The organism is Herbaspirillum rhizosphaerae, assembly GCF_046025915.1.
Classification (GTDB): domain Bacteria; phylum Pseudomonadota; class Gammaproteobacteria; order Burkholderiales; family Burkholderiaceae_D; genus Herbaspirillum; species Herbaspirillum rhizosphaerae_A.
The window spans coordinates 162880-175475 of the sequence record NZ_JAQQFR010000008.1 but is presented as its reverse complement, the minus strand read 5'-3'; the positions used below and the strand labels follow the sequence as shown (position 1 = coordinate 175475).

Genomic DNA, 12596 nt, shown 5'->3' with positions numbered 1-12596 from the left:
CGAGCGTTGTAGCATGGAGAATGCGGCGCATTGCAACGGCAATACAAAAAGGGCTTACGTTTTGCCGTAAGCCCTTTTTACTTTCTTGCCGTTGAGAAGAAGCCCGGAGCCTTTCCGCTCGCAGCTGTAAAGTCAGTTCTTCGCCGCCGACAACGACGCCACGATGCTGTGGAAAGCGGCCACCGTCAACGCCTCATCCTGCTCCGCGCCGTGATCGCTCAGCTTGACGATGACGGTATCGCTGACCGGATCGATGTAGATGTACTGCCCGTGAATCCCGATCGCCGTGTAATCCTGCCCGTTGGTGGCACGACGCGGCAACCACCAGCCGCGACCATAGGCAAAGTCTGCATCCGCCACACCGACCTGCTCCGGCCGCTGCATCCAGCTCTCAGGTAACACCGCTTTGCCATTCGCCTGACCGCGCCGCAAATGCAGCAGACCAAAACGCGCAAAATCGATAGCACGCGCATTGATGCAGCAAAAACTCTTTTCCACCGCACCCGCATCGCTATCCACACTCCAGCTCGCCGGATACTGCGCGCCCATCGGCTGCCACAGCTTATCCTGCAGATAGCGCGTCAACGGCTCACCGGTCGCCGCCGACACCACCATCCCCAGCAACAGATAGTCGATGCTGCGATAAACAAAGCCCTCACCCGGCGTGAACGGCGTCGTCCCGAGTCCGCGCACGAAACGTTTGAGATCGGTGGTGATGTACATGTAAGCGATCTGCGAAAACACGCTGTCGTACTTCTCGTCGACGTGAATGCTGGAATGCATGTTGAGCAGGTCATTCACTTTCAGCGAGTCGAATTTCTCCGGCAGATACGGCAGATATTTGCGCACCGGATCGGACAGGGACAGTTTTCCTTCTTGCACGGCAATACCAGTCAGGTCGGACAGGATGGACTTGGCGACGGAGTAAGACGGAAAGACGGTTTCGCGTGTTGCGCCGAGGGGATAGAGTTCTTGAACGAGCTGACCACGATGGATGACCAGCAAAGCGTCGGTGTGAGTCTGGCCGAGAAATTGAGCGAGGTCGAGCGTTGCGCCATTGCGCCAGGCGACTTGCTGGGACAGAAATGGCGATGGTGAAGTCGATTGTGCGGGAGAGGACGTTTGTAACGATTGCGGGTTCGTGCTTGCAGCGAATGGCGCGCTATCGAAATAGACGTAGCTTTGTGAAAATGGTCGCAGCTCAAGCGCCAGGCCGATTAACGCTGTCGGCGACGGCAGACGCAGCAAGCTTGTGACAGGCCAGCATGCTGCGGCCAGCAGACTCAAGCTAGCGGCGCAGTACAACGCGATTTTTTTATATTGGCGCATGGCTTCTTGTCTTGTACGGTCGAAATCAAAGATTCCGAGGTTACACTATTGGTTATCTTTTCCACACATTAACGATCATGCCAAAAACACCGTGCATTCCACCACAATTGAATGCCATTGATCTGGACTGGCGGAAGATCATGCCGCTTCTTAGTCGAGCGAATGCCGCTCTTGGACGCTACGATGGGTTGTTGCGATCCTTACCCAATCCTGCAGTTTTGCTCTCGCCCATAACGACAAATGAAGCCGTTCTTTCTTCGCGAATTGAAGGCACCCAGGTGACATTAGAAGAAGTTCTGCAACAAGATGGTGGCATAGAGGCGTCGCCTGAGCGGCAAGCGGACATGGTTGAGGTCAAGAATTATCGTAGCGCCCTCTTCGGTGCAGAAGCTGCTATGGCTCATCGACCAATTTCATTGTCTCTTATAAAAGAGGTTCATCAAACATTGATGCAAGGCGTTCGAGGACAAGATAAAACACCTGGCCAATTTAGAGTCGATCAAAATTGGATCGGTAGAGCTGGCTCAACCATGGAAGATGCTCGGTTCGTTCCCCCGAATCCCATTGTGTTACCTCAAGCTCTGGAGGCGTGGGAGACTTACATTGGGAATGCCGACGAAGATCCAGTATTACAAATCGCGGTTATTCATGCGCAGTTTGAAATACTCCATCCGTTTAAAGATGGTAATGGCCGAATTGGCAGGATGTTAATCCCACTAGTGTTGTATCAGCGAAAGCTGCTATCCCGGCCGATGTTCTACTTGTCAGAATATCTTGAGGCGAATCGTGCAGAATATTATGATCGATTGCTGGCAATTACGGATAGAAACGACTGGCAAGGGTGGGTGGAGTTTTTTACCAATGGAGTATTGACACAAGCTGATTTGAATCTCTCAAAAGCCCATAAAATTCATGCTTTATATAATCAGCTGAAGGATAAGTTTATCGAAGCGACCAGATCGCAATATGCAGTACCTGCATTGGATGCTTTTTTCAAAAAACCTATTCTCAATTCAACAGACTTTGCGACCCGTTCGGGTATTGGAAATCGAGTTACAGCTAACAGTATTCTTAAAACGCTATCCGATCTCTCACTTATTCAAATACTTCGACCTGGCTCCGGTCGTTCGCCCCATATTTATGTCTTAGGTGAATTACTTAATATTGCAGAGGGGCGTGACATCGTTCAGGTGCAATAGACACACCTAATGCAACATAGCTTGCATTAGGCATACCTAACACAAATTATTTTGCGTTAAGCTTACTTAACAAAAACTCTACTGTGTTAGGTACGCCTAACGCAAAAAAAATGTCGAGTTGCAATAGTCATTTTGGCAACCTATATGGATCGCTAATGACCTCAATATTTAAGCGACTAACTAGATAAAGAGCACAAATTAGAAAGACCTAAGACTCAACCTTTTCATTTCAACAGATATTTCAAGAGTCGACTCCAGCCTTCTTCGCGCTTTTAATTTCAATCTCGCAACTCAACGGCAATCGAAAAAGAAACGGGCTCACACAATAAAGTGTGAGCCCGCTTATATCTTGGTGGCCCCCCCGTGAGTCGAACACGGCACCAACGGATTATGAGTCCGCTGCTCTAACCAAGCATGAGCTAGGGGGCCTGAGTCCAACCGGGACGTGTGTCCCGGTCTGACTTAGTTACCTTCCAGGAAGCTCTTGAGCTTGTCGGAGCGTGATGGATGGCGCAGCTTGCGCAGCGCTTTTGCTTCTATTTGACGGATACGCTCGCGGGTGACGTCGAATTGCTTGCCGACTTCTTCCAGCGTGTGGTCGGTCGACATTTCGATACCGAAACGCATGCGCAGCACTTTGGCTTCGCGTGGTGTCAGGGAGTCGAGGATGTCTTTGACGACACCGCGCATCGAAGCGTGCAACGCTGCATCGGCCGGGGCCAATGTGTTGTTGTCTTCGATGAAGTCGCCCAGATGCGAATCGTCGTCGTCACCGATCGGCGTTTCCATGGAGATCGGCTCTTTGGCGATCTTCATGATCTTGCGGATCTTGTCTTCCGGCATTTCCATCTTGATGGCCAGCGTTGCCGGATCAGGTTCTGCACCGGTTTCTTGCAGGATCTGACGCGAGATGCGGTTCATCTTGTTGATGGTTTCGATCATGTGCACCGGAATACGGATGGTGCGCGCCTGGTCGGCGATCGAACGGGTAATTGCCTGGCGAATCCACCATGTCGCATAGGTCGAGAACTTGTAGCCGCGACGGTATTCGAACTTGTCCACTGCCTTCATCAGACCGATGTTGCCTTCCTGGATCAGATCCAGGAATTGCAGGCCGCGGTTGGTGTACTTCTTGGCGATCGAGATCACGAGACGCAGGTTGGCCTCGGTCATTTCACGCTTGGCCATGCGGGCCTTCTTCTCGCCGGCGCCCATCTTCTTGTTGATGCCGCGCAGGTCTGGCAGCGGCAACACGACGCGCGCTTGCAGGTCGATCAGCTTTTGTTGCAGTTCTTTGATAGCAGGAACGTTACGGCTCAGCACGACGCTGTAACCGTGGTTGGCGCTGACTTCGCCATCAACCCAGTCCAGGTTGATTTCGTTGCCTGGGAAAACCTTGATGAAATGCGCGCGTGGCATGTTGCACTTGTTGACGGCGACGTCGAGGATCTGACGTTCGATCTGACGCACTTGATCAACTTGTGCACGCAAGGTGTCGCACAGCTTTTCAACGACTTTGGCGGTGAAGCGGATGCCCAGCAACTCGTTGGAAATGATTTCCTGCGCCTTGACATACGGCTTCGAGTTGTAGCCTTCTTTTTCGAAGGCTTTGCGCATGTTGTCGAATTGGGTCGAGATGGTCGCGAACTTGCCCAGCGCGTCGCGCTTGAGCTGTTCCAGCTGTTCAGCGGAGAAGCCGGCTGCACCGGAAGCGTTGCTTTCGCCTTCTTCTTCCTCTTCTTCTTCGTCCTCTTCGTCCTCTTCGTCTTCCTCTTCATCAGACGCAGCGGCGGCGACAACGACTTCGCCTTCGCTCATGTCGACGAGACCGTCGACGATTTCGTCGACCTTGATTTCGTCGTTCTTGATCTTGTCGGCAGCAACCAGGATTTCAGCGATGGTGGTCGGGCAAGCCGAGATCGCCTGGATCATGTCCTTCAGTCCGTCTTCGATACGCTTGGCGATTTCGATTTCGCCTTCGCGGGTCAGCAGTTCGACCGAGCCCATTTCGCGCATATACATACGCACTGGATCGGTGGTACGGCCGAAATCGGAGTCGACGGTCGACAGTGCTGCTTCGGCAGCGGCTTCAGCGTCGTCGTCGCTGGCGACGTTGGCGACGTTGTCGGACAGCAGCAATGTTTCCGCATCAGGCGCGTGTTCATACACGGAGATGCCCATGTCATTGAACGTGCCGATGATGCCTTCGATTGCTTCCGGATCGACGATGTTTTCCGGGAGGTGATCGTTAATTTCGGAGAAGGTCAGGTAGCCGCGCTCTTTACCTTGTTTGATCAGGGTCTTGAGCTTTTGACGACGGCGTTCGAGTTCTTCTTCGGTTGCTTCTGTGTCGGACGAGAACGCGTCTTTCAGCAGAGCCTTTTCCTTGGCCTTGCGGTCCTTGGCTTTGGCTTTGTCGACAGCTTTGAGTTCGGCGCGCTCAACCGCGTTCAGCGCGGCGATTTCGTCGTTCTCAGGCTGGAATTCCTTTGGCTTGCGGCCACGGCGGCCAGGCACCTTGACGGACGGCAAAATGTAGCCGGACGTATCAATGGCTGCCAGTACAGCGGCATCAGTCGTTTGGCTTACGCCAGGCGCGATCATGACGCTGACGTCTTTGGCTTCGCTCTTGGCTGCTGCTTTGGCGGCAGGCTTAGCGGTTTTCGGTTCAGGTTTCTTGGTTGTCACAGAAGCTTTCGATTGCACAGAAGCCGTCTTTACGTTGGCTTCAGATAAGTTCTTCTTCGTTGGCGTCGCAGTCGCTTTGGCTGCCGGTTTGGCTACCACTGGCGCTGCAGCGCGAACCGCTTTGGGAGCAGTTTTGGCACTGGAATTTTTCGCCGCCGCTGCCGTTGCAGCTTTCGCTGGCGACGTTACCGCCTTTACTGCCGTTGCTGCTACTTTGCCGGTGGGCTTTGCAACAGCTGCTTTCTTTGGGACCGATCGTGTTACAGATACCGAAGGGGTCGATTTACTTGCCGGCTTGGTGGCCGGCTTGATGTTTTTTGCGGAAGGTGTCGGAGTTTTTGCGGTTTTCTTCATTGCATTTGCCATAGAATCAAAGCCAAGTGAGTTACCTCATCGCGCCAATCAAACCATGTATTTCATGCAACCCGTATCCGATATATTCGGTAGACACGGACTGACCGCGCAACGTTCCTAAATCTTTCGTCCCCTGCTTTCTGCTGTGTCCATGCGATAGCTTATGTGCTGTAAATCGCCCTATGGACCGATGGTTCAATGAATCTTTTCCGCATCACGGAGTATGTTTCGCCGCGGAACTAAAGCCCTAGATTATACCATATATAGGGTGTTTCTCCCCAAGATCAAGCTAATCCTACACAACATCTAGCATTCTGCAGAGTACGCCCGACTTGATTCTCAACTGAATTCAGCGCCGCTAAGACGCTTCAGATGTTCTTTTTGCTGCATCAATTCACGATATCGGCTGCGTGCCGTATCGTCCCTGAGTCCGGTACTTGCCAATTGTTCCATCTCATCTTCAACGCCGCGCATCTTGGTTTGGCGGACAGCGCCGGCCATTTCTTGCCGGACGACATCGAATTCGGACTCGGTTTCCGCAGCAATTTCGGCAATCAGGCTTTCAAAATCTGGTCCGACGTCGCGCAACAGCTCGACCAGCGTGGCGAAATTGGCTTGCTCGCCCATGCTGCGGCAGGCCTCAACCAGTTGTGACAGCATGTCGGCCCGATCCGGCGCCTGACGGGCGATGGCTTGCATCGCGGCATCGTCAAGATCCGCTGCCAGTGCCGGATGCGCCACCAGCAGGCGCACAATCTGCCGCTCCAGACCGACCGGCGCCATGCGCTTGCTTTTTGGCGGCGGCGCGCGGCGTGCAGTGGTCTGCACCACCGGTTTGGCAAGCTCGAACAAGGCTTCAATCTCCGCCGGCGAGGTCTGCGTGACCTGCGCCAGACTGCGCACGATCTGCAGACGCAAGGACGACGGCGGCAATGCCTGCAACATCGGTTTGGCGTCAAACTGCGCGCGCGCACGACCTTCCGGCGTGGTCATATCATTGTCGCCGACCACTTCCTTGATCAGGAACTGCGACAGCGGCATCGCTTCTTTAATCTGCTGCTCAAACGCTTCGGCGCCCATTTCGCGCACATAGCTGTCCGGATCGTGCTCGGTCGGCAGGAACAGGAACTTGATGATCTTGTTATCCGAGGCATGCACCAGGCAGGCATCCAGCGCCCGCCGCGCAGCGCGCCGGCCAGCCGAGTCGCCGTCGAAGCTGAACACCACCTCGTCGGTCTGGCGCAACAGCTTTTGCACGTGGATAGGCGTACACGCCGTACCCAATGTCGCCACCGCCTGCGGGAAACCCAGCTGCGCCAGCGCCACCACATCCATATAGCCTTCAGTCACCAGCACATAACCCGCTTCGCGAATCGCCTGGCGCGCTTCGAACAGACCGTACAGTTCGCTACCCTTCTGAAATAGCGGCGTTTCCGGAGAGTTCAAGTACTTTGGTTCGCCACCGTCCATGACGCGGCCGCCGAAGCCAATGACCTGGCCCTTGGTATTGCGAATCGGAAACATGACGCGATGACGGAAGCGGTCATAGCGCTTGCGCCCCATGCGCTGGGCGCCCTCTTCTTCACTCTTGTCGATCACCAGGCCGGCTTCGACCAGCGCCGGTACCTCATAATCGGGGAACACCTTGCGCAGACTGTCCCATTCGTCGGGCGAATAGCCCAGACCGAACTTGGCGGCGATTTCGCCGGTCAGCCCGCGGCCTTTCAGATACTCGACTGCATTCGGCGCGGCACGCAGCTGCTGGCGATAAAAATCGCAGGCCGCCGACATCGCATCCGACAAGGCCATGCTCTTGGCCTGCTGCTCGGCGCGCTGTTGCGGCGGGATGCGGTCATCATTGTCCGGCACCACCATGCCCACGCCTTGTGCGAGGTCTTTGACCGCCTCGACAAAGCCCAGGCCGGAATATTCGATCAGGAAACTGATGGCCGTTCCATGCGCGCCGCAGCCGAAGCAGTGATAAAACTGCTTGGTCGGACTAACCGTAAAGCTCGGCGATTTTTCGTTATGGAACGGGCACAGGCCCATGAAGTTGGCGCCGCCCTTTTTGAGCTGCACGTACTTGCCAACCACATCGACTATATCGACGCGGTTGAGCAAATCCTGAATGAACGACTGTGGGATCACAGAGAATTAGCGTCCTGACAAGATCAGGCAGCGGTCAAGGCAGCCTTGACCAGTGCGGAAACGGCAGTCATGTCGGCGCGACCGGCCAGCTTCGGCTTGAGAACGCCCATGACCTTGCCCATATCCTGCGGACCCGCTGCGCCGGTGGCGGCGACGGCGGCTTGCACTTCGGCCTTGATTTCATCGTCGGACAGGCCGGCAGGCATGTAAGTGACCAGAATGGCCAGCTCCGCTTTTTCGATATCGGCCAGATCCTGACGACCGCCGGCTTCAAACTGGCTGATGGAATCCTTACGCTGCTTGACCATCTTGTCGATGATCGCCAGCACCATCGTGTCATCGAGCTCAACGCGCTCGTCGACTTCTTTTTGCTTCATCGCAGCCGTGATCAGACGGATCGTACCCAGCTTGGCCGTTTCCTTGGCGCGCATCGCGGCCTTCATGTCTTCGGTGATTTGCTCTTTCAGACCCATTGCATTCTCCAGAGATAGCGATTTTTCAGACTAGCATAAGCCTCAAATCCCAGCCGCAAAAAGTAACGAAGGACTTGGATGAGACCACGTAGGCCGTCGATAAGCGTAGCGAGCAGGACCGACATGTGGATCGAGAAGCGCAGTCGTACGAAAGTACGGCGAGCATCGCAGACCGCATGCCGGTTCGCGCAGTAGCTTAGCGACGGCCTACGAATGCGAAAACCCGCTGTGGTGCTTTACCAGAGCGGGTTTTACATGGTCGCGCGCACCCTGTAACGAGGCAGCGCGACGGGAATTTCTTAGTACAGCTTCTTAGGCAGTTGTTGGCTGCGGATGCGCTTGTAGTGGCGCTTCACTGCAGCTGCCAGCTTGCGCTTGCGTTCTGCTGTCGGCTTTTCGTAAAACTCGCGCGCGCGCAACTCGGTCAACAGGCCGGTTTTTTCAATAGTGCGCTTGAAGCGGCGCATGGCGACTTCGAACGGCTCGTTTTCTTTAAGACGAATAGTGGTCATGTAGATTCAAACCAAAGAGGTTAGGTTAGATACGGAAAGAACGCGATTTTAGCAGACCGCGACACCAAATGGAAGCTAATGCGTGGCTTTTTTCCACCCGCCACACAAAAAACTCAAATAAATCAAGGATCTGGGATGCGTGCAGGAAACATACACCCCCACAGGCACACCCCAGCTTATTCAATAGACTGCCCCGCCGCCACGCCGGAAGCCCAGGCCCACTGGAAGTTGTAGCCGCCCAGCCAACCGGTGACGTCCACCGCCTCGCCGATGAAGTGCAGGCCCGGCACCTTGGTGACCATCATGCTTTGCTGCGACAGCTCGCGCGTGTCGACGCCGCCCATGGTGACTTCCGCCTTGCGGTAGCCTTCCGATCCGTTGGGCTTGATGGTCCAGCGGTTGAGCGCTTCGCCCAGCTTGCGCAGCTCTTTATCAGGCATGTCGGCAATGCGCGCCGCGCCGTCGAAGCCATTGGCTTTGAGCAAACCGTCCGCCAGACGCGTCGGCAGCCATTGTGCCAGCAGGTTGCCGAGGTTCTTCTTGAGCGTGGTCTTGCCTTCGATCAAGGTTCCGGCAACGTCGATCTGCGGCAGCAGGTTCAGCGTGAGCGATGCGCCCGGCTGCCAGAAGCTGGAAATCTGCAGAATCGCCGGGCCGGACAGGCCGCGATGTGTAAACAATAAGTCTTCCAAGAAATAGCCTCGCTCTTTCTTGACACCGGTTTCGACCTCCACTTCCAGCGCGATGCCGGCCAGATCGACAAACGGCTGCCAGCCGGCACCGTCAAAAGTCAGCGGCACCAGGCCCGGGCGCGGCTCAACCAGCTTCAGATCGAATTGTTTGGCGATGCGATAGGCGAAATCAGTAGCGCCGATCTTGGGGATCGACAAGCCGCCGGTGGCGATGACGACGTGGCGGGCCAGGATTTCGCCGCTGTCCGTTTCCAGACGGAACAAGTCCCCATCCTTGCCGACCGAGGCCACACCGCAGGGCATGCGCCAGTCAACGTGACCAAGATCGCACTCGGCTTTCAGCATTTCAATGATGTCGTCGGAGGTGTCGTCGCAGAACAACTGGCCTTTGTGCTTCTCATGAAAGCCGATGCGGTAGCGTTTGACCAGCGCGAGGAAATCCTGCGGCGTGTAGCGCGACAAGGCGCTTTTGCAGAAATGGGGATTTTGCGAGAGGAAATTCTGTGGCGTCGCACCGATGTTGGTGAAATTGCAGCGGCCACCGCCGGAGATGCGGATCTTCTCGGCCAGCTTGGCGGAATGGTCGATCAGCACGACCGACTTGCCGCGCTGCCCGGCCACAGCGGCGCACATCATGCCGGCGGCGCCGGCGCCGATTACTGCTACATCGAATGGTGTTGTCATGTTTGCTTTCGCCAACTTGCTTTACTGGCGAAAGCAAACGGCATTATTGGAAGTAAGAAGGCGGAGACTGATCCATCCACAGCTCGGACGACATGCGCATCATATCGTTGAGCGAGCCGCGCTGGGTAAATGCCTGACGTAGCCAGCCGGCATCGCTGAGCCGGTTGTGTGCCATATGGCGCAAGCGCTTCAGGGTAATCAGTTCGACCTCATTTTGCACGTACGGCTGCAACAACTGCAATTGCAGCAACAAATGCTCGAAGATCGGCAGTTTACTCGAAGTCGCCGGCGACTCGCCATGTAAAGCCAGCATGCCGTTCAATCCAAAGCGACTGGCCTCGAAACGGTTGAACTGATACAAGAGATAAAAATCATCGCGAATCTCAAACGGCCGCTCAGTCAGAATCCAGCGCGCCAGCAACTGCGCATAGGCGCCCAGATGCGCCGCATGCTCGATGGTCAGCGGCGTGTCGCAGACGCGGATTTCGACGGTGCCGTATTCGGGCTTGGGACGGATATCCCAGTAAAAATCCTTCATGCTGCCGATGATGCCCATTTGCAGCAACTCGTCGTAATAGGTTTCGAACTCGCTCCACTTGGTCTGCACCGGCGCCGTACCCGACAACGGGAAGGCGCGCACCACGTTGCTGCGCGACGAATCGAACTTGGTATCCGCACCCTGATAGAACGGCGACGCCGCCGACAGCGCGATGAAGTGCGGCACGAAACGCGAAAACGCATGCGTCAGGTACAACGCATCGTCGCCATTGGGAACGCCAATGTGGATGTGCTGGCCGAACACGGTGAAGGTCTTCGCCAGATAGCCATATTTTTCATGCAGATGAAAGAAGCGCTCGCTCGGCGTGATGCGCTGCTCATTCCAATGCTGGAAGGGATGCGCACCGCCGCCGGAGACGTCGATATTGAGATGCTGCGCACCGCGATTCAATGCTGCTCGCAAGCCCTTCAGCTCTTCGATCAGATCGTCGACACGGGTGTGGATGCCGGAGTTGAGCTCGATCATCCCCTGCGTCATTTCCAGCTTGATCTGCTTTTGCAGATCGCGCGGCGCGATCCAGGTCAGCAGATCGACGGCATCGCTGGCGAGATTGTAGTTGCGGCGGTTGACCAGCTGCAGCTCCAGCTCGATGCCCATCGTGAACGGCGTCGACGAAGTGAACGGCAGGATGCCTGCGCTGCTGGTGTCACCAACCGCGTGCGTGTGCGAACCGGCGGCGGCTTCCGCGACCAGGTCGTCTTCTTGGATAAGTGTAGTTGTCATTCGCGTCCACTTTCACCAGATTTGATTAAGGCGAATTGTGTGGCAACCGGGCCAAACAATTCGAGCACGATCAGGCAACCCGCCAGCAACGGCACCACATCGGCGGTCGTATGGGGATACAGACTCGAAATTGTCTGCATCAGCCCCAGCCCCGCTTCCGTCATCGGCAAGGTGCCGAGCGTGAGCAAGCCGGCCTGCTTCCAGTTCATGCGTGCAAAACGGGCAAAGACGAATACGCCGCAGCCCATCGCCACAAACCGTGCAGCGATCAGAATCAGCACTGACCAGCCGACCATGGTGAGATCTGCCAGACGCATCGAGGCGCCGACTGTCACAAACAGCATCACCACGAACAATTCATTGGCGACGCCAAACTCCAACTCCATCAAGTCGTATTGACGATCAAGATTCTTCGACAAGATCGCGAAGATCAACATCGTCAGCATCACCGGCAAATGCAAGGCGTGCGCGACGCCGATGGCCAGCGCGATGACAGAGATCACCAGTACGAATTGACGGCTTCCCTGACGTCCGAGCAAGCGTGCCAGCGGCATCATCAGCCAGTACGTCAGATAGGCCAGTACGAAAGAACCGATCAGTGAGTACGCGGTATTTTCAACCAGCAGCAGCACTGGCGTGCCGGATTCGTGCGCGATGATCGGCAGCAATGCATAAGCAGCAAGAATCGCGACAAAGTTGTTCAGCGCTGTCATCGTTGCCAGACGCCGTGTGACCTGGCCCTCGGCCTTCAGATCACGCAACACCACCAGCACCACCGCCGGCGCTGTGGCAATTGCCCACACACCGCCCAGCAAGGCCAGTACCTGCGAGGTGCCGAACCAGGACAAGGCCAGACTGACGAATACAAAACACAACACCGCAGACGTGCCGACGGTGGCCAGCAGCCACTTCTCGCGCTTGAGCCAGCCGATATCGACATAACGCCCGAGCTGATACACAACCAATGCGACGGCAATGTCGGCAAAGATATTGGTGACGCTCAGCACATCGCCCGACAGCCAGTTCAGACCGCCGCCGCCGAGAATGAAGCCGACGATCAAATAACCTGTGATACGCGGCACCCATGGCGATTTCGACACGATATGACCGGCTATCAACCCGAATAGCAACAAGCTACCGAATAGCAGCAACGCGTTCCATTGAACCGGTTGCGCAAGGGCGAAAGACGGAAGAGTCCACTGCATAGCTCCTCCTGACAATTGTAGATTTGACGT

Annotated in this window: 10 protein-coding genes and 1 tRNA gene; 2 read left to right on the top strand and 9 right to left on the bottom strand. The window is 55.6% G+C overall.

The genetic code is table 11. The features are described 5' to 3' along the window. Positions 1-132 precede the first annotated feature (132 nt). On the bottom strand, positions 133-1329 hold the full coding sequence (locus PQR63_RS13885; RefSeq protein ID WP_408168484.1) for a serine hydrolase domain-containing protein: 1197 nt from the start codon (positions 1327-1329) through the stop codon (positions 133-135). A gap of 77 nt (positions 1330-1406) precedes the next feature. On the opposite strand from PQR63_RS13885, the gene PQR63_RS13880 reads away from it, so the two are divergent. Beyond that, a complete protein-coding gene (locus PQR63_RS13880; protein ID WP_408168482.1) occupies positions 1407-2528 on the top strand; it encodes a Fic family protein in 1122 nt (373 codons plus the stop codon). A gap of 350 nt (positions 2529-2878) precedes the next feature. On the opposite strand, the gene PQR63_RS13875 is transcribed toward PQR63_RS13880, so the two are convergent. Then, positions 2879-2957: transfer RNA gene (locus PQR63_RS13875), tRNA-Ile, on the bottom strand. A gap of 33 nt (positions 2958-2990) precedes the next feature. Beyond that, positions 2991-5216: an RNA polymerase sigma factor RpoD gene (gene rpoD / locus PQR63_RS13870; RefSeq protein ID WP_408168480.1), complete on the bottom strand. Its 2226-nt coding sequence runs from the start codon at positions 5214-5216 to the stop codon at positions 2991-2993. Between rpoD and PQR63_RS13865 the strand changes: the two genes are divergently transcribed. After that, positions 5131-5691: a hypothetical protein gene (locus PQR63_RS13865; protein ID WP_408168596.1), complete on the top strand. Its 561-nt coding sequence runs from the start codon at positions 5131-5133 to the stop codon at positions 5689-5691. The genes rpoD and PQR63_RS13865 overlap by 86 nt on opposite strands. A 218-nt stretch (positions 5692-5909) precedes the next feature. Here the strand turns inward: PQR63_RS13865 and dnaG are convergent, their stop codons facing one another. The 6 genes from dnaG to PQR63_RS13835 form a co-directional block, all read right to left on the bottom strand. Then, the gene (gene dnaG / locus PQR63_RS13860; RefSeq protein WP_408168479.1) at positions 5910-7718 is read right to left on the bottom strand and encodes a DNA primase; all 1809 of its coding nucleotides are present in this window, start codon (positions 7716-7718) and stop codon (positions 5910-5912) included. A gap of 23 nt (positions 7719-7741) precedes the next feature. Continuing rightward, on the bottom strand, positions 7742-8191 hold the full coding sequence (locus PQR63_RS13855) for a GatB/YqeY domain-containing protein (protein WP_094565204.1): 450 nt from the start codon (positions 8189-8191) through the stop codon (positions 7742-7744). Positions 8192-8490: 299 nt separating this feature from the next. Continuing rightward, positions 8491-8703 carry a 30S ribosomal protein S21 gene (gene rpsU / locus PQR63_RS13850; protein ID WP_005665410.1) on the bottom strand — a complete coding sequence of 71 codons (213 nt, stop codon included), beginning with the start codon at positions 8701-8703 and terminating at the stop codon, positions 8491-8493. Between the two features lie 176 nt (positions 8704-8879). Continuing rightward, positions 8880-10079, bottom strand: coding sequence for a BaiN/RdsA family NAD(P)/FAD-dependent oxidoreductase (locus tag PQR63_RS13845; RefSeq protein ID WP_408168478.1), 1200 nt, complete (start codon positions 10077-10079; stop codon positions 8880-8882). Between the two features lie 43 nt (positions 10080-10122). Beyond that, complete coding sequence (locus PQR63_RS13840; RefSeq protein WP_408168477.1) at positions 10123-11361, bottom strand: YbdK family carboxylate-amine ligase; 1239 nt, start codon at positions 11359-11361, stop codon at positions 10123-10125. Continuing rightward, on the bottom strand, positions 11358-12566 hold the full coding sequence (locus tag PQR63_RS13835) for a cation:proton antiporter (protein ID WP_408168475.1): 1209 nt from the start codon (positions 12564-12566) through the stop codon (positions 11358-11360). Before PQR63_RS13835 ends, PQR63_RS13840 begins: the two co-directional genes overlap by 4 nt. Between the last annotated feature and the right edge of the window lie 30 nt (positions 12567-12596).